Source organism: Ideonella azotifigens, from assembly GCF_021043325.1.
Classification (GTDB): Bacteria; Pseudomonadota; Gammaproteobacteria; order Burkholderiales; family Burkholderiaceae_C; genus Ideonella; species Ideonella azotifigens.
In genome coordinates this window covers 972612-993519 of sequence record NZ_JAJNKD010000001.1, presented here as the reverse complement: position 1 = coordinate 993519, position 20908 = coordinate 972612, and the positions used below count along the sequence as shown (strand labels likewise).

Below are 20908 nucleotides of genomic sequence, written 5' to 3'. Positions count from 1 at the left end.
GAGCAAAAACCCTGGAACTCGAACCCACGCGACCCCACATGACCCGCCTTAGCACTCAACCGGAGGGAGTGCTAATATCCGCGGAACCAATTTCCTGGCACACGAGTCCACCACCACATGACCATGACCTCCACCAACGCCCTGGCCTTGCGTGATCCGTGGGCCCTGGTGCCGCCGATCGGCAACCTGGATGCCTATATCACCGCGGTCAACCGCATTCCGCTGCTCACGCCGGAAGAAGAAGGTGAGTTCGCGCGCCAGTTGCGCGACAAGGACGACGTACAGGCCGCCGGCCGATTGGTGCTGTCGCACCTGCGCTTGGTCGTGTCGGTCTCGCGCCAGTACCTGGGTTACGGCCTGCCGCAAGGCGACCTGATCCAGGAAGGCAACGTCGGCCTGATGAAGGCGGTGCGCCGCTTCGACCCGGAACAAGGCGTGCGCCTGGTCAGCTACGCGCTGCACTGGATCAAGGCCGAGATCCACGAGTACATCCTGAAGAACTGGCGCATGGTCAAGGTCGCGACGACCAAGGCCCAGCGCAAGCTGTTCTTCAACCTGCGTTCGATGAAGCAGACGCTGAAGAGCAAGTCTGGCGACCAGAGTTTCCGCGCGACGCTGACGCCTGACGAAGTGGCGACCATGGCCCGCGACTTGAACGTCAAGCCGGAAGAGGTCGTCGAGATGGAAACCCGGCTGTCGGGTGGCGACGTGGCTTTCGAGCCGCAGGGCGACGAAGGCGAGGAAACCTTCGCCCCCATCGCCTACCTGGCCGACGACACGCAGGAGCCGACCCGGGTGCTGGAAGCACGTGGCCGCGACTGGCTGGGCAGCGACGGCATTGCCCATGCGCTGGACCAGCTCGACCCCCGCAGCCGCCGCATCGTCGAGGAACGCTGGCTGAAGGTCAACGACGACAGCTCCGGCGGCATGACGCTGCATGAGCTGGCGGCCGACTACGGCGTCAGCGCAGAGCGCATCCGCCAGATCGAAGTGGCGGCGATGAAGAAGATGCGCAAGGCGCTGGAAGCGGCCTGAACGCTTCCGCCGCCCTGCGATGCAAAACGGCTCCCTCGGGAGCCGTTTTCGTTGTGGGGCCAGCCGGCCTCAGCCTTCGGCCAGCAACTGCTTCAGGTCCTGCGCCAGCACGTCCGGCCCGCCGCCATAGCGGGTGAACACGCGCACCCGGCCCTGGCGGTCGAACAGGTAGGAGCCGGCGGTGTGGTCCAGCGTGTAGCTGCTTTCGGTCTTGCCAGGCACCTTCGCGAAAAACACCTTGAAGCTCTTGGCTGCCGCCAGCGTCTGCTCCGGCGTGCCGCGCAGCGCAATGAAGTCCGGCCCGAAGTTGGCCATGTAGGCCTTCAGCACCGGGCCGGTGTCGCGCTCCGGGTCCAGCGTGACGAAGATCGGCAGCACGTCCTTGCCCTGCTCGCCGAGCTGCTGCTTGACTGCCGCCAGCTCGCCCATGGTCGTCGGGCAGACGTCCGGGCATTGCGTGTAGCCGAAGAACACCACCACCACCTTGCCCTTGTACTGGGCCAGCGTGCGCGGCTGGCCGTCCACGTCCTGCAGGCTGAGGCCGCTGGCGTATTCGGCGCCGGTGATGTCCACGCCCTTGAAGCCGGCGGTGGCGCCTGGGCGGTCACAGGCGGCGAGCGCCAGCGCGGCGGTCGCCGCCAGCCAGTGGCGACGGGACCAGGCAGTTGCTTGAGGGTTCATCGAACGGACATCGGGTTGCGACGCAGCCGGCTCAGCGCAAGCCGGCCAGCAGCGGACTCAGGTAGTGGTCCACCAGCAGCGCGGCGAACAGCAGCGCCAGGTAAAGGATGGAGAAGAAGAAGGTGCGGCGGGCCAGCGCGTCGGAGTAATTGCGCCACAGCCGGAAACCGTAGGCAATGAACCAGAAGCCCAGCACCAGCGCGCTGGCCAGGTAGATCCAGCCGCTCATGCCGTAGACAAACGGCATCAGCGTGCCGGCCAGCAGCACGATGGTGTAGAGGAACACATGCAGCCGCGTCAGCTCGGCGCCGTGGGTCACCGGCAGCATCGGCAGGCCGGAGCGTCGGTAGTCGTCGGCGCGGTACAGCGCCAGCGCCCAGAAGTGCGGCGGAGTCCACAGGAAGATGATCAGGCACAGCAGCCAGGCTTCCGGCCCGGCGTCGCCCCGCACCGCTGCCCAGCCCAGCACCGGCGGCATGGCGCCCGATGCGCCGCCAATGACGATGTTCTGCGGCGTGCGCGGCTTCAGCACCACGGTGTAGATGACGGCGTAGCCGACGAAGGTGGCCAGCGTCAGCCAGGTCGTCAGCGGGTTGACCCAGATCCACAACATGAGGCAGCCGGCCAGGCACAGCACGCCCGAGAACAGCAAGGTGTCGCGCGGCGCCAGCTCGCCCTTGGCGGTCGGCCGCCAGGCGGTGCGCTTCATGCGCTGGTCGATCTTGGCCTCGATCAGGCAGTTGAACGCCGCCGCCGCGCCCGCCACCAGCCAGATGCCCAGCGTGCCAGCTACCAGCACCCGCCACGGCGGGATGCCAGGGCTGGCCAGCAGCATGCCGATGACGGCGCAGAAGACGATCAGCTGCACCACGCGCGGCTTGGTCAGCGCCCGGTACTGGGCCCATTTGGACATCGGAGCGGGAGACGAAACAGCGGGCGCGGCGGCCATGGGCGGACTCATGTGGACAAGGCAGGGCCGCGCGACGCGGCAACGGCCGGAGAAGATGACACCTGTTGCACCCGCGCCAACCTGGCACGGGCGAGCAAGCCCACCATTGTCGCCAACAGTGCAGCCGCGCCGGCACTGTGGGCTAATGCCCCCAGCAAAGGCCACTGCAAGACCACGTTGCCAATGCCACTGGCCACCTGCAGCGCCAGCAAGGCCAGCAAGGCTTGCGCGTAGCCGCGGGCTTCGCCACCCCGGCGCCACAAGGCCACGATGAACGCCAGCATGGCCACGCTCAGCAGCGCCGCCACCAGCCGGTGCACCCAATGGATGGCCACCAGCGCGTCCAGCGCCAGGTAACCGCCATGGCCGGCCCGGCCCAGTTCGCGCAGCAGCGTGAAGCCCTGGTGGAAATCGGCCTGCGGCCACCACTGGCCGTTGCACTGCGGAAAGCCCTGGCATGCCACGACGGCGTAGTTGGTGCTGACCCAGCCGCCCAGCGCGATCTGCAGCACCAGCAGCGCCAGGACGCCGCCCGCCCCGCGCCGCAAGGCAGGCGACAGCAACAATGCACGATCGCGGTAGGCTTGGTGCTGCAGCATCAGCAAGGCCAGCAACACCATCGCGCCCAGCAGGTGGCCAGTGACGATGGCCGGGTAGAGCTTCAGCGTCACGGTGTACTTGCCGAACATGCCCTGCACGATGACCCAGACCAGCGTGAGCACCGGCCAGGCCAGCGAATGCGGCAGGCGTTTTCGGGCCATGAAGCTGAGCACCGCCAGCACCAGGCACAGGGCGCCGACGACCATCGCCAGGTAACGGTGGACCATCTCTATCCAGGCCTTGTGCCAGGTCACCGGGCCGGTGGGCATCGCGGCCTGCGCGGACTGGATCTCTTCCTGTGCATGCAAAGGGCTGGCTTCACCGTAACAGCCAGGCCAGTCCGGGCAACCGAGGCCCGAATCGGTCAGCCGGGTGAAGGCGCCGAAGGCAATCAGGTCGAAGGTCAGGAACAGCGTCAAGGCCGTCAGCGCAGCCAGCCGGGCCGGCGTATCCGCTCCGCGGCGGCGCAGCCAGACCCAGCCCAGCGGCAGCAGCGCCAGCGTTGCCGCGCCCAGCAGCAGCGGCACGAAAACCGCCCAGCGCGGGTCCAGCATCAGCGCGGCTCCCGGCCCGGCCGGTCCCAGAAAGCCGAGGCGCGCAGCAGGCGCTCCAGGTCCTTCTTGAACTTCTCTGGCGCCAGCGGCACAGGCGTGCGCATCATCCACTCGCCCATCGGATCGACAAGGTAGAGGTGGCTTTCCAGCGCCTGGCCTGGCGCCGGCTGCAGCCAGTCTGTCAAGGCCTCGCGTGGCACGCGCAGCACCGTCGCCGGCACGCCGGCCTGCATGGCCTGGGCGATGGGCGGGCGCAGCGGTGCGTCGTCCACCACCAGCCAGACGCGGTCGATGCGATCCTTCTCGCGGCCCATCATCTCGCGCAGCTGGCGCTGGTCGTACAGCAGCGCTTCGCAGCGGCTGTCGCAATCGCCGCCAGCCACGACGATCATCAGCCACTGGTTCTTCAGGCTGCCGGCGGGTACAGGCTGCCCGCCCAGGCTGCGCAGCGGCAGGTCGGCCGGCAGGCCGCGCGTGGGCTGGATCAGCTCGGCGTAGTTGCTGCGCGTCTGCGGCCGCACCACGAAATACAGGAAGTAGGACGCCGCCACCGGTGCCAGGCAGGCCAGCAGCACCAGCAGCATCGTCGCGCGGCCCCGCTTGCGCTGTGCGTCTGGCAGCGTCACGGCTGGCGTGTGCACCGTCATGGCCAGCGGATCATGCGCGGGCACGGCGGGGTCGAATGAGTTGGAACCAGACATAAAGACCCGCGATCATGGCGCAGAAAACAAACCATTGGGCTGCGTAACCGTAATGCTTGGCGACGTCGACCGCCGGCTGTGGCCAGTCGCGCAGCAAGCCATCGTCCTGAGGCACACCGCCCAAGGCCATCGGCGCCAGGGCCTGTACCGACAGCGGCCGCAGCGACAGGCCTTGCTGCGCTGCGAAAGCCTCACGGTCCAGGTTCTGGCGGATCGGCCCGGGCGCATCTTCGCCCAGCTGCGTCAGCCGAGACGGCCACGGTGCCACGCGGCCGGTGACCCGCACCTCGCCGTCAGGCGTCGGCACCTGCGGCAGGCGCGTGCGGTCCCGCTGGTCACGCGGCGCCCAGCCGCGCTGCACCAGCACCGCGTCGCCAGTGGCCAGGCGCAGCGGCGTCAGCATGAAGAATCCGGGCCGTCCCTGCATCTGCCGGTTGTCGAGGAAGACGGTGGCGCCGGGCACCCAGTGGCCTGTGAGCGTGATGGGGCGATAGGCCTGCTCGTCGGCCTGCAACTGGGTGCGTGCCAGGCTGTCGTTGCCCAGCGCCGGCAGCTGGCCGTGTTCGTTAATCTCCGCCTGCAGCGCCAGCTTCTGTTTGGCGCGGTCCAGTTGCCACAAGCCCATGCGGGCCATCAAGGCCATGCCCAACAAGGCAGCCAGCAACACCAGTCCGCGACGTTGGCCGGCCGTCATTGCCATGCGGCAAACCCTGCCCATTCCCGGGTCCGGCGAACGCAAATAATGCTCGGCATGAAAATCGTGATCCTGCTGGCGCTGTTCGCCATTGTCGTGGTGCTGGCCAGCGCCGGTGTGTTCATGCTGCGCCGGCCTGGCAGCGACGGGGCCCAACACAAGCGCATGGCGAGGGCCCTGGCGTTGCGCGTGGGGCTGTCGATCACGCTGTTCCTGCTGGTGCTGCTGGCCTGGCAGATGGGCTGGATCGAGCCGCGCGGCATTCCGCTGGGGCGGTGAAGCCGGCACAAAAAACGCCGCGTCGAGCGGCGTTTCTGTCAATCGCCGAGCGAGCTCACATCCAGTAGACGACCAGGTACAGGCCCAGCCACACCACGTCCACGAAGTGCCAGTACCAGGCGGCGCCTTCGAAGCCGAAGTGGCGCTGCGGCGTGAAGTGGCCCTTGCTCAATCGGATGGTGATGAACAGCAGCATCAGCATGCCGACGAACACGTGGAAACCGTGGAAGCCGGTCAGCATGAAGAAGGTCGAGCCATAAATCCCGGAGCTGAGCTTGAGGTTCAGCTCGGTGTAGGCATGGTGGTACTCGTAGACCTGGAAGCCCAGGAACAGGATGCCCAGCAGCACGGTCACGCACATCCAGGCAACCGTCTTGCTGCGGTGGCCGGCGATCAGCGCGTGGTGGGCAATCGTCAGCGTGACGCCGGAGGTCAGCAGGATGCCGGTGTTGATGGTCGGGATGGGCCACGGGCCCATGGTGGTGAACGGCGCCACTGTGCCTGCCGGCGAAGCGGTCATGCCGGCGGCAGTGCTGGGCCACACGGCCTTGAAGTCCGGCCACAGCAGCTGGTTCTCGATGCTGCCCAGCGACGGCAGCGCATGTACGCGAGCCCAGTACAAGGCGCCGAAGAAGGCCGCGAAGAACATCACCTCCGAGAAGATGAACCAGCTCATGCTCCAGCGGTAGGAAACGTCGATGCGGTCCGAATACTGGCCCGATTCGCTTTCGCCAATCGCCTGGCTGAACCACTGGAACAGCACGGTCAGCCAGATCAGCAGGCCGGCCGCCAGCGAATACGCGCCCCAGCCGTGGCCGTTGACCCACTGGCCGGCACCGAGGATGACGAAAAACAGGCCAACGGCCGCCATCACCGGGTGTCGCGATGGCGCCGGGATGAAGTAGTACGGCGCGGTGCCTGGGCTGCCGGCAGCGGGCATGTGAGCGGACATGTTCGGGGTCTCCTCGTCTTCTCTCGAAACTTTGAAATTGCTAGGCGCTGGCGGCCGCGCCGCTGCCCACCACCCAGTTCGCCAGCAGCACCAGCGCCAGCACGAACAACGCCGCGCCAATGACCGCCGCCACCACCAGGTGCAGCGGATTGAGCTGGCCCAGGTCGCGCTCGTAATCCGTGCCGCGGCGCACACCAAAGAAGGACCAGGCGACCGCCTTCAGCGTGCCCAGGAACGAGCCTTTGCGCGCCAGCAGCGAAGGTTCAGCAGCGGGCTTGTCGGTCATGTCAGCCCCTCGTCCAACGAATACGTCGGCCGATCCCCCGAGGGGATGCGGGCCAGCTTGGGAGCGGCCCGGCGCCCGGCCCGCGCGGAACAGGATGATGCAAAGGGGTTCATGACGGCGCTCGCACGGCGTCCGCCAGCACAGGCGACGGTGCCTGCGCGGTGTGCCCGGCCGGTGCCGCTGGCACTTTGCCGCCGACCTCGAAGAAGGTGTAGGACAGCGTGATCGTGGTCACGTCCTTGGGCAGCTTCGGGTCCAGGTAGAACACCACCGGCCACTGCCTGCCTTCACCAGGCGCCAGCACGTACTCGTTAAAGCAGAAGCATTCGAGCTTGTTGAAATACGGCGAGGCCTGGTGCGGCGCGTAGCTGGGAATGGCCTGCGCGGCCATCGTGCGGTCCTGCACATTGCGGAACTGGTACATCACGGTCGCCATCTCGCCCGGGTGCACCTGCAGCGAATTGACCGCCGGCTTGAACTCCCACGGCCCGCGTGCATTGGCGTCGAACTCCACCGTCACGGTGCGGCTCATGTCCACCTGCGTATTGGCCGGCAGCTTGCGCGCGCCGCCACCGCCATTCGGCTCGGCCAGTGACAGCACGTTGATGCCCAGCGCTTCGCAGATGTGCTTGTACAGCGGCACCAGCGCATAGCCAAACGCGAACATGCAAAACGTCACGACCAGCAGCTTGGCCGTCATCTGCAGGTTGTCGCGGCGCAGGGCGGTCAGTTTCATGGATGAAGCGGCAGACCGTCAGAGGAAAGCAAGCGGGCCTGCACTCAGTGGCCTTGGGTCAGCAAGACCTTGAGCACAAAGCCGACACCCAGCGAGATCGAGATCGTCGCCAGGATCAGGGCCAGCCGCAGGTTGGCCTTGCGTTGTTCGGGGGTCAGGGCCACGGAGGTGCGTACTCGGAAATGCGATCAGCCGATGATGCGCGTGGCGCTGGCGTCCAGCTTGGGCGGGGTTTCGAAGGTGTGGAACGGGGCCGGCGACGGCACTTCCCATTCCAGGCCCTCGGCACCTTCCCAAGGCTTTTGCGGCGCAGGCTCGCCCTTGCCGCGCATCGCAGGCACGACCACGAACAGGAAGAAATAGACCTGCATCAGCCCGAAGCCGAAGGCGCCGATGGAGGCCAGCGCATTGAAGTCGGCGAACTGCATCGGGTAGTCGGCATAGCGGCGGGGCATGCCGGCCAGACCCAGGAAGTGCATCGGGAAGAAGGTCACGTTGAAGAAGATCAGCGAGCCCCAGAAGTGGATCTTGCCGCGAGTCTCCGAATACATCACGCCGGTCCACTTGGGCGACCAGTAGTAATAGCCGGCGAACATGCCGTACAGCGAGCCGGCCACCAGCACGTAGTGGAAGTGGGCGACGACGTAGTAGGTGTCCTGCAGCTGCTGGTCGATCGGCGCCATCGACAGGATCAGGCCGGTGAAGCCGCCCATCGAGAACACGAACAGGAAGCCGACTGCGAACAGCATCGGCGTCTCGAAGGTCATCGAGCCACGCCACATCGTGGCGATCCAGTTGAAGACCTTCACGCCCGTGGGCACCGCGATCAGCATAGTCGCGTACATGAAGAACAACTGGCCCGTCACCGGCATGCCGGTGGTGTACATGTGGTGGGCCCAGACGATGAAGGACAGGATGGCGATCGAGCCGGTCGCGTAGACCATCGAGGTATAGCCGAACAGCTTCTTGCGCGCGAACGCCGGGATGATGGCGCTGACAATGCCGAAGGCCGGCAGGATCATGATGTAGACCTCCGGGTGCCCGAAGAACCAGAAGATGTGCTGGTACATGATCGGGTCGCCACCGCCGGCCGGATTGAAGAAGCTGGTGCCGAAGTGGCGGTCGGTCAGCGTCATCGTGATCGCGCCGGCCAGCACCGGCATCACGGCGATCAGCAGGTAGGCGGTGATCAGCCAGGTCCAGGCGAACAGCGGCATCTTCATCAGCGTCATGCCGGGCGCGCGCATGTTCAGGATGGTGACGATGATGTTGATCGAACCCATGATGGACGAGGCGCCCATGATGTGCATCGCGAAGATGCCGGCGTCCATCGACGGGCCCATCTGCAGCGTCAGCGGCGCGTAAAGCGTCCAGCCGGCCGCCGGTGCGCCACCGGGCATGAAGAACGATGAAACCAGCATCAGCGCGGCCGGGATCAGCAGCCAGAAGCTGAAGTTGTTCATGCGCGCGAAAGCCATGTCCGCCGCGCCGATCTGCAGCGGGATCATCCAGTTCGCGAAGCCGACGAAGGCCGGCATGATGGCCCCGAACACCATGATCAGCCCGTGCATGGTGGTGAACTGGTTGAACAGTTCGGGGTTGAAGAACTGAAGGCCAGGCTTGAACAGCTCGGCCCGGATGCACAGCGCCAGGATGCCGCCGATGATCAGCATCGTGAAGCTGAACAGCAGGTACAGCGTGCCGATGTCCTTGTGGTTGGTCGCAAAGACCCAGCGGCGCCAGCCATGGGGATGCCCATGGTCGTCGTGCGCGTGGCCGTGATCCCCGTGATGGTCGAGAACAGCACTCATGACTTTTCCTTTTCAGATCGCTCGGGGATTCAAGGCTGCTTGCGGGCCGCAACAACTTCGGCCGGCTGCACCGTCTGGCCGGTCTTGTTGCTCCAGCTGTTCTTGGTGTAGGTCACCACCGCGGCGATCTCGGTGTCGGAGAGCTGCTTCCACGACGGCATGGCGCCATTGTTCTGGCCGTTCAGCAGCACATGGACCTGCACCGTCTTGTCGGCATCCAGCACCTTGGGCGAGCCGTCCAGCGGCTTGATCGGGCCGGCGCCCTTGCCGTCTGGCTTGTGGCAGACGGCGCAGTTGGCGGTGTAGACCTTCTCGCCGCGGGCGATCAGCGCGGCCTGTTCCCAGACCTTGCCCGGATCGTCGGCCTTGGCGGCGATCTCCTTCTTCTTGCCGTCGACCCACTTGCTGTAGTCCTCGGTGGAGACAACGCGCACATGGATCGGCATGTAGGCGTGTTCCTTGCCACACAGCTCGGCGCACTGGCCGTAGTAGTCGCCCACCTTCTCGGCCTTGAACCATGTGTCGCGCACGAAGCCGGGAATGGCGTCCTGCTTGACGCCGAAGGCCGGCACCATCCACGCGTGGATCACGTCGTTGGCGGTGGTGATGACACGCACCTTCTTGTTGACCGGCACGACCACCGGGTTGTCGACCTTCAGCAGGTAGTTGTCGCCCTGCGGCGCGCCTGCGTCGGACATCTCGCGCTGCGCGGTGTCCAGCGTGGCCAGGAAGCTGATGCCCTCGCCTTCGCCCTTGAGATAGTCGTAGCCCCACTTCCACTGGTAGCCGGTGGCCTTGATGGTCAGGTCGGCGTTGCTGGTGTCCTTCTCGGCGACCACCGTCTTGGTGGCCGCGAAGCCCATCACCGTGACGATGATGAACGGCACGATGGTCCAGGCGATCTCCACGCCAACGCTCTCGTGGAAGTTCGCCGGCTTGGCGCCCAGCGACTTGCGGTGCTTCAGGATGGAATAGAACATCACCCCGAAGACCAGCACGAAGATCACCAGACAGACGATCATCAGCCCGTAGTGCAGGTTCTGGATGTCGGTGGCAATGCGTGTCACCGGGGCCTGCAGGTCCATCTGGTTGACGCCCGGGCCACCCGGTAGGTCATTGACCGGCGCCGCGATTGCCGCGCCAACCAGCAGCGGGGCGACCAGCGCCAGGGCTGTGCGCGTGACGTTCTTGCAAAGCATGGTCGTCATCATCATCGTTGTCGTCAGTTCCGTTCCAAACCCATGATCACACTGACTGCCGCAGCGTGCCCCTGATCTTCTCCGTCGTCTCGCACACCCTCAGCCGCGGCGAGCGGACCGCCAGCCCGGCAGCGCACATCGGGCAGTCCGGCCCAGCGGCCATCGCAACCGGGCTCGGCGAGCAGGCTACCGCGAATCGGGGGTCGGCCGCATCAGGTCCAGTACCGCCCCGCGTATGGACAGTGACGCGCGCGCGAACCCGAACAGCCCACACTGACCGGGCCACCGGTCTTCAATCGATCGACCGACGAAGATCCGGGCACCCAGGACTGATCAATATCAATCAGGAAATTCTATCCGAGCCTATTTGCGGCCACCGGACTTGCGCAACATCAATTTCATCGCATCCAGGCCGACGCTGGTCTCAGCGGCCACCTGTGGTCCACGGTCCGGCGCACGGAAGGCGTGACCGTAGACAAGCTCAAGCTCCAGCGCGATGCGGCCGTCAGCACCGGCCCGCGCACGCAATGCCGCGAGCAAGCGCTCGCGCCAGCGTGGCGTGCGCAGGCCGGCGAGGCGCTGTGGCTCGGTGTTGCCGCCCCACTCGCGCAGCTCTTCGAGCAGGCGCGTCGGGTCGGCATAGGTCAGCGTCAGGACCTCCTGGTCCATCACCGGATCGGCAAAACCGGCCTCGACCATCATGTCGCCCAAGTCGTGCATGTCGACAAACGGCGCATGCGGTAAAGGCCAGCCCGCCGCCGCATAGACCGCGCGCAGCATCGCCAGCGAGCCAGGGCCCACGGTCGAGAACATCACGAAGCCATCCGGCTTCAGCGCCTGGCGCCAGGCGCGCAGCGTTTGCGGTGGCTCGGCCTCGTGATGCAGCAGCATGTTGGACCAGAGCAGGTCGGCACTCTCGGCAGGCACTGCCGCGGGCGCAACGCGCGGCAATGCAGCGGACGCCCCGCGAAAGCGCGCCCACCAACCGGGGCGCTGCGGCGTGGCAGCGGCATCGCTGGCAGTGGCGTCCACCACGGTGATCGTGGCCTCGGGGTTGGCTGCTACCAGCGCCTCGGACGGCGGGCCGGCGTCCAGCGACCAGTCCAGCACCTGGGCCGGCGTGCGCAGGATCAGCGACAGCCGCTCGGCCATGCGGCGCGCGACTTCCTGATGCAGCCAGGGCATCTGACCAGCCTGAAGACGGCGCTGCATCACGCGGCGCAGGGCGGCTGGATCGAGCCGGGACGAAGAAGCGGACATGGACACCGGCTCGGAGGCTGAGAATTTTTCGGGCGCGCCAGTATATTGAGGCCCACATGTCCTGGCTTGCCACGGGTCGCTGGCCCGCACCCTGCCCCATCTGCCGCCAGTGGACGCGCGGCGGCCTGTGCAGCCCCTGCCTGCAGCGTTTTGCCGCGCCGCAGAGCCGCTGCACCGGCTGCGGCCTGGCGCTGGCCGCGGATGCCTTGACGGCCGCCCGCGCGCAAGCGCCGCGCTGCGGCCGTTGCATCGAAGACCCGCCGCCGGTCACCGGCACGCTGGCCGCGCTGGACTACGGCTTCCCGTGGGACGGCCTGATCGGTGCGATGAAGTTCGGCGGCCGGCCCGAAATGGCCGGGCTGCTGGTCAAGCCATTGCTTGAAGCCATCCAGCAAGACCAGCAGCACAGCGCCAAAGCCGTGGAGCTGCTGCTGCCAGTGCCGCTGTTCGAGAAACGGGCGCAGCAACGCGGCTACAACCAATCCTGGGAACTGGCCCGCCGTCTTGGCAAGGCGCTGGACAGGCCAGCACACGCGGACTGGCTGCTGCGCTGGCGCGCCACCGAAACCCAGTCGCTGCTGGCCGACCCGGCCGCGCGCCGCGCCAACCTGCGCGGCGTCTTCCTGCTCAGCACCGCCGGCAGCCGCCTGCTGGCCGGCAAGCGCGTGGCGCTGGTCGACGACGTGATGACCACCGGCGCCACCGCGTTCGAGGCGGCACGCACGCTGCAGCAAGCCGGCGCAGCGCAAGTCTGGCTCTGGGTGCTTGCACGAACACCGACCGCAGCGCCGAAGGATTGAGTGCGGCGACAGACGCGACAATGCCGCGATGTTCCGCATCGTGCTCGTCCACCCCGAAATCCCGCCCAACACCGGCAACGTGATCCGCCTCGCGGCCAACACCGGCTGCGCGCTGCACCTGATCGAGCCACTGGGCTTCAGCATGGAAGACAAGCTGCTGCAGCGCGCCGGGCTGGACTACCACGAGTACGCCGCAGTGCATCGCCACGCTTCATGGCAGGCCTTCCTGGACGCCGAGCAGCCCGACCCGGCGCGCTGCTTTGCCTTCACGACCCACGGCCGGCGCCGGCCCAGCGAGGTGACCTGGCAAGCAGGCGACGTGCTGGTCTTCGGCCAGGAAACCGCCGGCTTGCCGCCGGCACTGCGCGAAACCTTCCCGGCCGAACAGCGCCTGCGGCTGCCGATGCGGCCGGACCAGCGCAGCCTGAACCTCAGCAACGCGGTCGCGGTGTCGGTCTTCGAAGCCTGGCGGCAGTGCGGTTTCGAGGGCAGCGTCTAAAGCGTTTCGACGCGCGCGTCGCGCTGCATCAGCTGCGCCACCGCCTGGGCCGGCGTGCACCCACCGTTCAGCACCTGGCTCACCGCTTCGCACAGCGGCATGTCCACGCCCAGGGCCTGCGCCCGTGCAGTGACGGTGGCAGCGCTGTAGACGCCTTCAGCAACATGGCCCAGCCGGGCCAACGCGGCCGGCAAGTCCAGACCCTCGGCCAGCGCCAGGCCAACCTGGCGGTTGCGCGAAAGATCGCCAGTGGCCGTGAGCACCAGGTCGCCCAGGCCGGTGAGGCCCATGAAGGTGTCGGCGCGTGCGCCCATCGCCACGCCCAGGCGTGACATCTCGGCAAGCCCGCGGGTGATCAGCGCCGCGCGGGCGTTCAGGCCCAACCCCAGCCCGTCCGCAATGCCAGTCGCAATCGCCAGCACGTTCTTCACCGCACCGCCAACCTCGACCCCGATGGGATCGGGCGACATGTAGACGCGCAAGGCGCCACCATGGAAGGCATCCACGGCCAGACGGGTCAACGCCTCATCGGCACTGGCGGCGACCAGTGCGGTCGGCAAACCTGCCGCCACTTCCTGCGCAAAGCTGGGGCCGGACAGCACGCCTGCGCGCGCATTCGGCAGCTCCTGCTCGGCAATCTGGTGGCCCAGCAGCCCGCTGCCGGCCTCGAAGCCCTTGCAGAGCCAGAAGACCCGCGCCTGTGCCGGCAGCGCGGCCAGCGTGGCGCGCAGGCCGGCCATCGGCGTGGCGACGATGAAAAGACCGTCGTCGGCTGCATGCGCCATCGCTCGCGCCCAGTCGGCGCTGGGCAACAGGCCAGCCGGGAACGCAAGCCTGGGCAGGTAACGGGTGTTGCAGCGCGCAGCGACCATCTCGGCCACCTGTGCCGCATCCCGCGCCCACAGCAGCACCTCGTGGCGCTGTGCGGCGGCAATCGCCAGCGCAGTGCCCCAGGCGCCAGCGCCGAGCACCGTGATGCGCAGCGGCGGCGCAGCGCTTGGCACGAGGATCAGTTGATCGCTGCGGGGTTGCCTGCGGCGCCGGCAGCGGCTTGCGCCTGCTGGGCTTCGAACATGGCCTGGAAGTTGACTTCGGCCAGCAGGATGGGCGGGAAGCCTGCGCGGGTGCAGACGTCCGAGACGATGGCGCGCAGGTACGGGTAGATCATCTGCGGGCAGACCACGCCGACGATGCCCGACAGCTGCGCGTCCGGCACGTTGCGGATCTCGAAGATGCCGGCCTGCTTGGCCTCGACCAGGAACAGCGTGCGTTCGCCGACCTTGGTGGTCACGGTCGCGGTGACGCTGACCTCGAAGATGCCTTCGGCGATCGGCTCGGCGCCCATGCCCAGCTGGATGTCGACTTGCGGCTGCTGCTGCTCCAGCAGGATTTGCGGGGAGTTCGGTTGCTCCAGCGACAAGTCCTTCAGGTACATGCGTTGCAGCTGGAACACGGGGGTCTGGTCTTGTTCGGCCATGAAGCGCTTTCGGGAAAAGACAAAGCCCGCCCCGGGATGGTGGCGGGCTGCGGGCGGCATTATGGCGCAGCGCCTGTGACACTGGCCGAGGCGCAACGCCGCAGGGCCTGCACTTGGCCGCGGACGGGTTTCAGGACTTTTGCAGCAGAGGCTGCAAACCACCGCGCTGGTCCAGCGCCATCAGGTCATCACAACCGCCCACATGGGTGTCGCCGATGAAGATCTGCGGCACCGTGCGGCGGCCTGTGCGTTCGATCATCAGGTTGCGCTGCGAGGGCTCCAGGTCAACGCGGATCTCCTCGATGGATTCCACGCCGCGTTGCTTCAGCAAGGCCTTGGCGCGAATGCAGAACGGGCAGACCTGGGTCGTGTACATCTGGACTTTGTTCATGGCGTCAGCTTTGGTCAGGACAGGCCTGAATTGTCCGCCGCGGCCCACCGGCCTGCAGGGCCGCACGGCAAGGCCGCAGGCGGCATCAGGACATGCGCCGGCACAAGCCAGCCCAAGCCCACTCAGGCCTTGCTGGTTTCCACCGGCAGGTTGGCTTCGCGCCAGGCGCGCATGCCGCCGGCCAGCACCTGCACGTTTTCATGGCCGCGCTGGCGCAGCAGCGCAGCGGCCTTGTTGGCCCGTGCGCCACTGGCGCAGACGACCACGAGCGGCAGGGTCTTGTTGGACGGCAGTTCCTTGCCGGCCTTCTCCAGCGTGTCCAGCGGCACGCTGCGCGCACCCACCACATGGCCGGCGGCGTATTCGGCCGGCTCGCACACATCCACCACCACGGCCTTCTCGCGGTTGATCAGGCGCACTGCCTCGGCCGGCGAGACGCCGCCGCCCTGCGCGCCCCGGCGCAGCGACGGCAGGGCCAGCAGCCCGCCCGACACCAATGCGGCAGCGATCAGGTACCAGTTTTGAACAAAGAATTCTTGCGTGCTGCCCATGGCGTGTCTCGGCGGCCAAGGGCCGTAAGGAAAGGAATCGCGAATTATAGAATTCGGGCCTTTGCAGCTGCCACCAGCGCGCCACACCGCGCCCCAAAAGTCCATGTACAAGCTCGTGCTGATCCGCCACGGTGAATCCACCTGGAACCTGGAAAACCGCTTCACCGGCTGGACCGACGTCGAGCTGACCGACACCGGCGTGGCCCAGGCCCGCGCCGCTGGCGAACTGCTGAAGGCCGAGGGCTACGAATTCGACGTGACCTACACCTCGGTGCTCAAGCGCGCGATCTGGACGCTGTGGCACTGCCTGGACACGCTGGAGCGCACCTGGCTGCCGGTCGTCAAGGACTGGCGCCTGAACGAGCGCCACTACGGCGGCCTGCAAGGCCTGAACAAGGCCGACATGGCCAAGCAGTACGGCGATGCGCAAGTGCTGATCTGGCGCCGCAGCTACGACACGCCGCCGCCCGCACTGGAAGCCGACGACCCGCGTGGCCAGCGCCAGGACGTGCGCTACGCCAAGCTCTCGCCCGAGCAGGTGCCGCTGACCGAATGCCTGAAGGACACCGTGGCCCGCGTGATCCCGTTCTGGGACGACACGCTGGCTCCGGCCATCAAGTCCGGCCAGCGCCTGCTGGTGGCCGCGCACGGCAACTCCATCCGCGCGCTGGTCAAGTACCTGGACAACATCTCGGACGACGAGATCGTCGGCGTCAACATTCCCAACGGCATCCCGATGGTCTACGAGCTGGACGCCGAGCTGAAGCCGATCAAGCGCTACTACCTGGGCGACGCCGAAGCCGCCGCGGCCGCTGCAGCCGCCGTGGCGAACCAGGGCAAGAAGGCCTGAGAAGCTGTGAACGAGGGCCGGGCGCGGCTTCAGGTGTCCAGCCGCTGCTGGATCTGCTCGCGCAGTTGCTCGGCCAGCGCGCGGCGGTCCATCCCGGCGGTGGGCAGCAGCGGCAGGAAGTGCACCTCGACCGCCAGGCCGCGCGCCGACGCGATGCGCCAGATGCTCTGGATCAACGTGGTGTCGCCGATGTATTGCGCCGCCACGCTGAAGCCCAGGCCAGGCTCGCGGTAGCGCAACACCACAGGCTGCACCGGCGCGCCTACGCTGATGGCCGCCTGCAGCAGGTTGGCATGCATGGGCAACATCGTCGGACCCGGACCGGTCGTGCCTTCGGGGAAGACCGCCACGGTGTCGCCATCGCGCAGCGCCTCGGCCACCTGGTGCACCACGCGCAGCGCGTCACGCTTGCGTTCGCGCTCGATGAACAGCGTGCCCACGCCGTAGGCCAGTGTGCCGATCATCGGCCAGTGCGCCACGTCAGACTTGGAGACAAAGCGCGCCCGCGGCAGCGCCGCATGCACACAGGCAATGTCCAGCCACGAGATGTGGTTGGCGGCGATCAGCGCAGGCTCGGCGGCAGGCTCGCCATGCACCGTCAGCTGCATGCCGATCATCGCGAAAAGCCGCAAGCTCCAGGCCTGCACCGCCACGTGCCGCTGGGCCTGCGTCATGCCGCCGAACTGCAGCTTGATCAGCACCAGCCCACGCATCACATGACCGAAGAGCCGGACCATGCGCGCCAGCGCCGTGATGCCGTTCAGCAGCCCCCCCTCGGCACCAGGCACGGCGCCCTGCACTGCATCGCCCGCCATCAGGCCAGCGCGGGCGCCTGGTAGGCCAGGTGGCCGGCCACCAGCGTGGCGCGCACCTGGCCTGGCAATGCCGTGCCGCTGGTGGCGAAGTCGAACGGCGTGTGCTTGCCCTGGCTCTTCAGCACGCCGGGCTTGACCTGCCACAGCGCGTCCGGGTCGAACAGGCAGATGTCGGCCACGCCGCCTTCGACCAACTGGCCGGCGCTCTGCACCAGCGAGCCCAGCGTGTCGCCCAGCACCTGCACCGGCTTGCTGGTGATGCGCGAAAGCGTCTCTGGCAGGCTCAGCTTGCTTTCCTGGCCCCACTTCAGCGCCATGCTGAGCAGCAGCTCCAACCCGGTCGCGCCCGGCTCGGCCTCGCCAAACGGCAAGGTCTTGGCATCGGCATCGACCGGCGTGTGGTCGGACACCAGTGCATCCAGCGTGCCGTCGGCCAGCGCGGCACGCAGCGCTTCGCGGTCCTTCTGCTGGCGCAGCGGCGGGTTCAGGCGCATGGACGAGTTGAAATAGCCGATGTCCACGTCGGTCAGGTGCAGCGAGTTGATGCTCACGTCGCCGGTCACCGGCAGGCCTTCGGCCTTGGCCCGGCGCAGCAGCTCGACACCCGCGGCGCTGGACAGGCGGCACAGGTGCACCCGCGCGCCGGTCACGCGCACCAGCTCGAAGATGGTGTGCAGCGCAATCGTCTCGGCAATCACCGGCACGCCCGACAGGCCCAGCCGCGTGGCCATCGCACCGCTGGCCGCGACACCGCCGCCCAGCGAACCGTCCTGTGGCCGCAGCCAGACGGTGTAGTTGTAGGTCGCCGCGTACTGCAGCGCGCGCTGCAGCACCTGGGTGTTGGCGATTGGCACCTCGGCCTGCGAGAAGCCGACGCAGCCGGACTCGGTCAGCTCGACCATCTCGGTCAGCACCTCGCCCTGCAGGCCGCGCGTGAGCGCCCCCAGCGGGAACAGCCGGCACAGGCTGAGCTTGCGGGCGCGGAACTTCAGCATGTCGACCAGGCCGGGTTCGTCCAGCGTGGGGTCGGTGTCGGGCGGGCAGACCAGGCTGGTGACGCCACCGGCTGCCGCCGCGTTCAGCTCGCTCTCCAGCATGCCTTCGTGCTCATGGCCGGGTTCCCGCAGGCGTGCGGCCAGGTCCACCAGGCCAGGGGCGACGACCAGGCCCTTGGCGTCGATGTCGCGATCAGCCTGGAAGTCAGGCGACACGCTGCCGATGGTGACGATGCGGCCGTTGGCCACGGCCAGGTCGGCCAGCTCGTCGCGGCCAGTGGCGGGGTTGACCACCCGGCCGTTGCGGATCAGGACCTTCATGCTTCGTTTCCTGCAAGGGTGGACATCACGGCCATGCGCACGGCAATGCCGAAGGTGACCTGCGGCAGGATCACGCTGTGCGTGCCGTCGGCGACAGCAGAGTCGATCTCCACGCCGCGGTTGATCGGGCCGGGGTGCATCACGATGGCGTCTGGCTTGGCCAGCGCCAGCTTCTCGTCGGTGAGGCCGAAGCTCTTGAAGAACTCGCCGGCGCTGGGCAGCATCGCCCCGCTCATGCGCTCGTTCTGCAAGCGCAGCATGATGATCACGTCCGCGCCGCGGATGCCTTCGGCCATGTCGTGGCAGACGCGCACGCCCATTTCCTTCAGGTCGCCCGGCACCAGCGTCTTCGGGCCGACGGCGCGGATCTCCGGCACGCCCAGCGTGGTCAGCGCGTGGATGTCCGAGCGGGCCACGCGCGAGTGCACGATGTCGCCGACGATGGCCACGGTCAGGTTGGAGAAGTCCTTCTTGAAGTGCCGGATCGTGTACATGTCCAGCAGGCCTTGCGTGGGGTGCGCATGCCGGCCGTCACCGGCGTTGACCACGTGCACGTGCGGCGCGCAGTGCTGGGCGATCAGGTAAGGCGCACCGCTTTCGCTGTGGCGCACGACGAACATGTCGGCGTGCATGGCCGAGAGGTTGGCAATCGTGTCCACCAGGCTTTCGCCCTTGGCGGTGCTGGACTTGGCGATGTCCAGGTTGATCACGTCGGCCGACAGTCGCTTGGCGGCGATCTCGAAGGTGGTGCGGGTGCGCGTGCTGTTCTCGAAGAACAGGTTGAACACGCTCTTGCCGCGCAACAGAGGCACCTTTTTCACGTCGCGGTCATTGACCGACAGGAAGGTGCCCGCGGTGTCGAGGATCTGCGTCAGCACCGCTTTTGGCAGGCCTTCGATCGACAGGAGGTGGATCAGCTCGCCGTGTTTGTTGAGCTGCGGATTTCGCTTGGAGAGCATCAGTGCTCCTCTTGGACAGTGAAGGTGAAACGGCCATCGTCACCGCGGGCCAGCGACAGGCGCTGCGCTGCGGGCAACACGATGCGCGCGGCCGCGTAGGCCGGCTGCACCGGCAGCTCGCGCCCACCGCGGTCGACCAGCACCGCCAGCTGCACGCTGGCCGGGCGGCCGTAGTCGAACAACTCGTTCAGCGCGGCGCGGATGGTGCGGCCAGTGAACAGCACGTCGTCGACCAGCAGGATGTGGAGGCCGTCGACCGAAAACGGCAGCTGCGTGCTGGTGATGCTGGCGGACATGCCGCGCTCGCCGAAGTCATCGCGGTGCAGCGAGCTGGACAACACGCCGTGGCCGCCCGCCAGGCCCAGGTCGGCCTGCAGCCGCTCGGCCAGCCAGGCGCCGCCGGACCAGATGCCGACCAGCGACAGCTCCGGCCGCAGCAGCGCACGCACGCCTTGCCGCAGCTCGGTGTAAAGCGCCTCGGCGTCGAGTGAAAGGGTGCTCATGAAAGGTGCTCCCGAAAGAACTGCTCAAGAATCAGAACGGCCGAGGCGGCGTCGGCATCGGCGGCACCTGCGGCCAGCGCCTCGGTGGTCGTGTAGCGCTCGTCCACCTCGTGCACCGGCAGGCCGTAGCGGCCCTGCAGCTGGCGCGCGAAGCGCCGCGCGCGGCGGGTATTGTCGTGTTCGGCGCCGTCCGGGTGAAAGGGCACGCCGACCACCAGGGCATCGGGCTGCCATTCCTTGATCAGGGCCGCGATGGCCGTGAAACGCGCGTCACCTTCGGCGGCGATGGTGCGCAGCGGCTGGCCCTGGCGCAGCAGCGCCGAGCCGGTCGCCGTGCCCACCCGCTTCACACCAAAATCAAAGGCCAGAAAAGAGGAGGATGACGAAGCAATGCGCCCTGGCGGCGTCATGCATGCCCCGCTTCGGTCGACAGCATGCGCGGGTCGATGCCCAGCTCGGCCAGCGCGCGGCGGTAACGGTCGGCCACGGGAGTGTCGAAGATGATCTCCGGCGTGGCGTCCACCGTCAGCCAGTTGTTGCGGCCCAGCTCCTCTTCGAGCTGGCCGGCCGACCAGCCGCTGTAGCCCAGCGTGATCAGCACCCGCTTCGGGCCCTGGCCGTTGGCCAGCGCCTCCAGCACGTCCTTGCTGGTGGTCATGGACAGGCCACCGGGCACGCTCAGCGTGGAGTTGTACGCGCTGGCGTCGTCGTTCTGGCGGTCATGCAGCACGAAGCCGCGTTCGGTCTGCACCGGGCCACCGTAGAAGACCGGCTGCGCACCCAGGCCTTCTTCATCCAGCGCCAGGTCCACCTTCTCGAACAGGTTTTTCAGCGTGATGTCGATCGGCTTGTTGATCACCAGGCCCAGCGCGCCTTTCTCGCTGTGCTCGCACAGGTAGATCACGGCACCCGCGAACGCGTCTTCGGCCATGCCGGGCATGGCGATCAAAAACTGGTTGGTGAGGTTGATGCCGTCGGCCGCCATGGCCGGCATTCTATTTCAGGGCCGA

Annotated in this window: 27 protein-coding genes; 5 read left to right on the top strand and 22 right to left on the bottom strand. The window is 67.3% G+C overall.

The window, feature by feature from the left end:
* The first annotated feature begins 117 nt into the window (after nt 1–117).
* The gene (gene rpoH / locus LRH25_RS04555) at nt 118–1035 is read left to right on the top strand and encodes an RNA polymerase sigma factor RpoH (RefSeq protein WP_141289501.1); all 918 of its coding nucleotides are present in this window, start codon (nt 118–120) and stop codon (nt 1033–1035) included.
* 69 nt (nt 1036–1104) lie between these two features.
* Here the strand turns inward: rpoH and LRH25_RS04550 are convergent, their stop codons facing one another.
* The 5 genes from LRH25_RS04550 to LRH25_RS04530 are packed head-to-tail and all read right to left on the bottom strand — an operon-like array spanning nt 1105 to nt 5220.
* Complete coding sequence (locus LRH25_RS04550) at nt 1105–1716, bottom strand: SCO family protein (RefSeq protein WP_141289500.1); 612 nt, start codon at nt 1714–1716, stop codon at nt 1105–1107.
* Between the two features lie 31 nt (nt 1717–1747).
* Nucleotides 1748–2677 carry a heme o synthase gene (gene cyoE, locus LRH25_RS04545; RefSeq protein ID WP_170200979.1) on the bottom strand — a complete coding sequence of 310 codons (930 nt, stop codon included), beginning with the start codon at nt 2675–2677 and terminating at the stop codon, nt 1748–1750.
* Entirely contained in the window at nt 2674–3819 is a 1146-nt protein-coding gene (locus tag LRH25_RS04540; protein WP_231010237.1) for a COX15/CtaA family protein, read from the bottom strand. Before LRH25_RS04540 ends, cyoE begins: the two co-directional genes overlap by 4 nt.
* Nucleotides 3819–4490, bottom strand: a complete 672-nt coding sequence (locus LRH25_RS04535) for a redox-active disulfide-containing membrane protein (RefSeq protein WP_231010236.1) — start codon at nt 4488–4490, stop codon at nt 3819–3821. The genes LRH25_RS04540 and LRH25_RS04535 overlap by 1 nt, the downstream gene beginning before the upstream one ends.
* Entirely contained in the window at nt 4477–5220 is a 744-nt protein-coding gene (locus LRH25_RS04530) for an SURF1 family protein (RefSeq protein WP_231010235.1), read from the bottom strand. Before LRH25_RS04530 ends, LRH25_RS04535 begins: the two co-directional genes overlap by 14 nt.
* Nucleotides 5221–5271: 51 nt before the next feature.
* Between LRH25_RS04530 and LRH25_RS04525 the strand changes: the two genes are divergently transcribed.
* The gene (locus LRH25_RS04525) at nt 5272–5493 is read left to right on the top strand and encodes a twin transmembrane helix small protein (RefSeq protein WP_211361429.1); all 222 of its coding nucleotides are present in this window, start codon (nt 5272–5274) and stop codon (nt 5491–5493) included.
* A 55-nt stretch (nt 5494–5548) separates the two neighbouring features.
* Here LRH25_RS04525 and LRH25_RS04520 read toward each other — a convergent pair whose 3' ends face one another.
* The 7 genes from LRH25_RS04520 to LRH25_RS04495 form a co-directional block, all read right to left on the bottom strand.
* Nucleotides 5549–6445 carry a cytochrome c oxidase subunit 3 gene (locus LRH25_RS04520; protein ID WP_375140588.1) on the bottom strand — a complete coding sequence of 299 codons (897 nt, stop codon included), beginning with the start codon at nt 6443–6445 and terminating at the stop codon, nt 5549–5551.
* A 40-nt stretch (nt 6446–6485) separates the two neighbouring features.
* Nucleotides 6486–6731, bottom strand: coding sequence for a DUF2970 domain-containing protein (locus LRH25_RS04515; protein ID WP_141288517.1), 246 nt, complete (start codon nt 6729–6731; stop codon nt 6486–6488).
* Nucleotides 6732–6840: 109 nt separating this feature from the next.
* Nucleotides 6841–7467, bottom strand: coding sequence for a cytochrome c oxidase assembly protein (locus tag LRH25_RS04510; RefSeq protein WP_141288518.1), 627 nt, complete (start codon nt 7465–7467; stop codon nt 6841–6843).
* 44 nt (nt 7468–7511) lie between these two features.
* The gene (locus LRH25_RS33340) at nt 7512–7625 is read right to left on the bottom strand and encodes a cytochrome oxidase small assembly protein (RefSeq protein WP_425551828.1); all 114 of its coding nucleotides are present in this window, start codon (nt 7623–7625) and stop codon (nt 7512–7514) included.
* 30 nt (nt 7626–7655) lie between these two features.
* The gene (gene ctaD, locus LRH25_RS04505; RefSeq protein ID WP_141288519.1) at nt 7656–9278 is read right to left on the bottom strand and encodes a cytochrome c oxidase subunit I; all 1623 of its coding nucleotides are present in this window, start codon (nt 9276–9278) and stop codon (nt 7656–7658) included.
* A gap of 29 nt (nt 9279–9307) precedes the next feature.
* Nucleotides 9308–10477, bottom strand: a complete 1170-nt coding sequence (coxB, locus tag LRH25_RS04500) for a cytochrome c oxidase subunit II (RefSeq protein ID WP_141288520.1) — start codon at nt 10475–10477, stop codon at nt 9308–9310.
* Between the two features lie 363 nt (nt 10478–10840).
* A complete protein-coding gene (locus LRH25_RS04495) occupies nt 10841–11737 on the bottom strand; it encodes a methyltransferase domain-containing protein (RefSeq protein ID WP_141288521.1) in 897 nt (298 codons plus the stop codon).
* Nucleotides 11738–11793: 56 nt separating this feature from the next.
* On the opposite strand from LRH25_RS04495, the gene LRH25_RS04490 reads away from it, so the two are divergent.
* Both LRH25_RS04490 and trmL read left to right on the top strand, forming a co-directional pair.
* Nucleotides 11794–12537, top strand: a complete 744-nt coding sequence (locus LRH25_RS04490; protein WP_231010234.1) for a ComF family protein — start codon at nt 11794–11796, stop codon at nt 12535–12537.
* 28 nt (nt 12538–12565) lie between these two features.
* Nucleotides 12566–13036: a tRNA (uridine(34)/cytosine(34)/5-carboxymethylaminomethyluridine(34)-2'-O)-methyltransferase TrmL gene (trmL, locus tag LRH25_RS04485; RefSeq protein WP_141288501.1), complete on the top strand. Its 471-nt coding sequence runs from the start codon at nt 12566–12568 to the stop codon at nt 13034–13036.
* On the opposite strand, the gene LRH25_RS04480 is transcribed toward trmL, so the two are convergent.
* From LRH25_RS04480 to LRH25_RS04465, 4 genes are all read right to left on the bottom strand, one after another.
* On the bottom strand, nt 13033–14019 hold the full coding sequence (locus tag LRH25_RS04480; protein WP_141288508.1) for an NAD(P)H-dependent glycerol-3-phosphate dehydrogenase: 987 nt from the start codon (nt 14017–14019) through the stop codon (nt 13033–13035). The genes trmL and LRH25_RS04480 overlap by 4 nt on opposite strands.
* A gap of 26 nt (nt 14020–14045) precedes the next feature.
* On the bottom strand, nt 14046–14513 hold the full coding sequence (gene secB, locus LRH25_RS04475; RefSeq protein WP_141288502.1) for a protein-export chaperone SecB: 468 nt from the start codon (nt 14511–14513) through the stop codon (nt 14046–14048).
* Nucleotides 14514–14643: 130 nt separating this feature from the next.
* Complete coding sequence (gene grxC, locus LRH25_RS04470) at nt 14644–14904, bottom strand: glutaredoxin 3 (RefSeq protein ID WP_141288503.1); 261 nt, start codon at nt 14902–14904, stop codon at nt 14644–14646.
* Between the two features lie 122 nt (nt 14905–15026).
* On the bottom strand, nt 15027–15455 hold the full coding sequence (locus LRH25_RS04465) for a rhodanese-like domain-containing protein (protein WP_141288504.1): 429 nt from the start codon (nt 15453–15455) through the stop codon (nt 15027–15029).
* Between the two features lie 103 nt (nt 15456–15558).
* Here LRH25_RS04465 and gpmA point away from each other — a divergent pair, with 103 nt between their 5' ends.
* Nucleotides 15559–16305, top strand: a complete 747-nt coding sequence (gpmA, locus tag LRH25_RS04460) for a 2,3-diphosphoglycerate-dependent phosphoglycerate mutase (RefSeq protein ID WP_141288505.1) — start codon at nt 15559–15561, stop codon at nt 16303–16305.
* Between the two features lie 29 nt (nt 16306–16334).
* Here gpmA and LRH25_RS04455 read toward each other — a convergent pair whose 3' ends face one another.
* From LRH25_RS04455 to LRH25_RS04430, 6 genes are read right to left on the bottom strand one after another with little or no spacing between them, the layout of a single operon-like run.
* Nucleotides 16335–17120 (bottom strand): lysophospholipid acyltransferase family protein, encoded by a 786-nt coding sequence (locus LRH25_RS04455; RefSeq protein ID WP_211361428.1) that lies wholly within the window; start codon nt 17118–17120, stop codon nt 16335–16337.
* The gene (locus LRH25_RS04450; protein ID WP_141288506.1) at nt 17120–18436 is read right to left on the bottom strand and encodes a dihydroorotase; all 1317 of its coding nucleotides are present in this window, start codon (nt 18434–18436) and stop codon (nt 17120–17122) included. Before LRH25_RS04450 ends, LRH25_RS04455 begins: the two co-directional genes overlap by 1 nt.
* A complete protein-coding gene (locus LRH25_RS04445) occupies nt 18433–19395 on the bottom strand; it encodes an aspartate carbamoyltransferase catalytic subunit (protein ID WP_141288507.1) in 963 nt (320 codons plus the stop codon). Before LRH25_RS04445 ends, LRH25_RS04450 begins: the two co-directional genes overlap by 4 nt.
* Nucleotides 19395–19898 carry a bifunctional pyr operon transcriptional regulator/uracil phosphoribosyltransferase PyrR gene (pyrR, locus tag LRH25_RS04440; protein ID WP_231010233.1) on the bottom strand — a complete coding sequence of 168 codons (504 nt, stop codon included), beginning with the start codon at nt 19896–19898 and terminating at the stop codon, nt 19395–19397. The genes LRH25_RS04445 and pyrR overlap by 1 nt, the downstream gene beginning before the upstream one ends.
* Nucleotides 19895–20308, bottom strand: a complete 414-nt coding sequence (gene ruvX / locus LRH25_RS04435; RefSeq protein WP_231010232.1) for a Holliday junction resolvase RuvX — start codon at nt 20306–20308, stop codon at nt 19895–19897. The genes pyrR and ruvX overlap by 4 nt, the downstream gene beginning before the upstream one ends.
* Nucleotides 20305–20883 (bottom strand): YqgE/AlgH family protein, encoded by a 579-nt coding sequence (locus tag LRH25_RS04430; RefSeq protein WP_141289475.1) that lies wholly within the window; start codon nt 20881–20883, stop codon nt 20305–20307. Before LRH25_RS04430 ends, ruvX begins: the two co-directional genes overlap by 4 nt.
* Nucleotides 20884–20908: the final 25 nt, after the last annotated feature.

Coding starts and splice junctions, on each gene's coding strand:
- LRH25_RS04510 (WP_141288518.1), bottom strand. CDS start 7,467: ATGAAACTGACCGCCCTGCGCCGCGACAACCTGCAGATGACGGCCAAG.
- LRH25_RS04445 (WP_141288507.1), bottom strand. CDS start 19,395: ATGCTCTCCAAGCGAAATCCGCAGCTCAACAAACACGGCGAGCTGATC.
- LRH25_RS04515 (WP_141288517.1), bottom strand. CDS start 6,731: ATGACCGACAAGCCCGCTGCTGAACCTTCGCTGCTGGCGCGCAAAGGC.
- LRH25_RS04550 (WP_141289500.1), bottom strand. CDS start 1,716: ATGAACCCTCAAGCAACTGCCTGGTCCCGTCGCCACTGGCTGGCGGCG.
- LRH25_RS04525 (WP_211361429.1), top strand. CDS start 5,272: ATGAAAATCGTGATCCTGCTGGCGCTGTTCGCCATTGTCGTGGTGCTG.
- LRH25_RS04465 (WP_141288504.1), bottom strand. CDS start 15,455: ATGGGCAGCACGCAAGAATTCTTTGTTCAAAACTGGTACCTGATCGCT.
- LRH25_RS04490 (WP_231010234.1), top strand. CDS start 11,794: ATGTCCTGGCTTGCCACGGGTCGCTGGCCCGCACCCTGCCCCATCTGC.
- coxB (WP_141288520.1), bottom strand. CDS start 10,477: ATGCTTTGCAAGAACGTCACGCGCACAGCCCTGGCGCTGGTCGCCCCG.
- secB (WP_141288502.1), bottom strand. CDS start 14,513: ATGGCCGAACAAGACCAGACCCCCGTGTTCCAGCTGCAACGCATGTAC.
- LRH25_RS04495 (WP_141288521.1), bottom strand. CDS start 11,737: ATGTCCGCTTCTTCGTCCCGGCTCGATCCAGCCGCCCTGCGCCGCGTG.
- LRH25_RS04430 (WP_141289475.1), bottom strand. CDS start 20,883: ATGGCGGCCGACGGCATCAACCTCACCAACCAGTTTTTGATCGCCATG.
- LRH25_RS04540 (WP_231010237.1), bottom strand. CDS start 3,819: ATGCTGGACCCGCGCTGGGCGGTTTTCGTGCCGCTGCTGCTGGGCGCG.
- LRH25_RS04520 (WP_375140588.1), bottom strand. CDS start 6,445: ATGTCCGCTCACATGCCCGCTGCCGGCAGCCCAGGCACCGCGCCGTAC.
- trmL (WP_141288501.1), top strand. CDS start 12,566: ATGTTCCGCATCGTGCTCGTCCACCCCGAAATCCCGCCCAACACCGGC.
- cyoE (WP_170200979.1), bottom strand. CDS start 2,677: ATGAGTCCGCCCATGGCCGCCGCGCCCGCTGTTTCGTCTCCCGCTCCG.
- ruvX (WP_231010232.1), bottom strand. CDS start 20,308: ATGACGCCGCCAGGGCGCATTGCTTCGTCATCCTCCTCTTTTCTGGCC.
- rpoH (WP_141289501.1), top strand. CDS start 118: ATGACCATGACCTCCACCAACGCCCTGGCCTTGCGTGATCCGTGGGCC.
- pyrR (WP_231010233.1), bottom strand. CDS start 19,898: ATGAGCACCCTTTCACTCGACGCCGAGGCGCTTTACACCGAGCTGCGG.
- ctaD (WP_141288519.1), bottom strand. CDS start 9,278: ATGAGTGCTGTTCTCGACCATCACGGGGATCACGGCCACGCGCACGAC.
- LRH25_RS04530 (WP_231010235.1), bottom strand. CDS start 5,220: ATGGCAATGACGGCCGGCCAACGTCGCGGACTGGTGTTGCTGGCTGCC.
- LRH25_RS04450 (WP_141288506.1), bottom strand. CDS start 18,436: ATGAAGGTCCTGATCCGCAACGGCCGGGTGGTCAACCCCGCCACTGGC.
- grxC (WP_141288503.1), bottom strand. CDS start 14,904: ATGAACAAAGTCCAGATGTACACGACCCAGGTCTGCCCGTTCTGCATT.
- gpmA (WP_141288505.1), top strand. CDS start 15,559: ATGTACAAGCTCGTGCTGATCCGCCACGGTGAATCCACCTGGAACCTG.
- LRH25_RS04455 (WP_211361428.1), bottom strand. CDS start 17,120: ATGGCGGGCGATGCAGTGCAGGGCGCCGTGCCTGGTGCCGAGGGGGGG.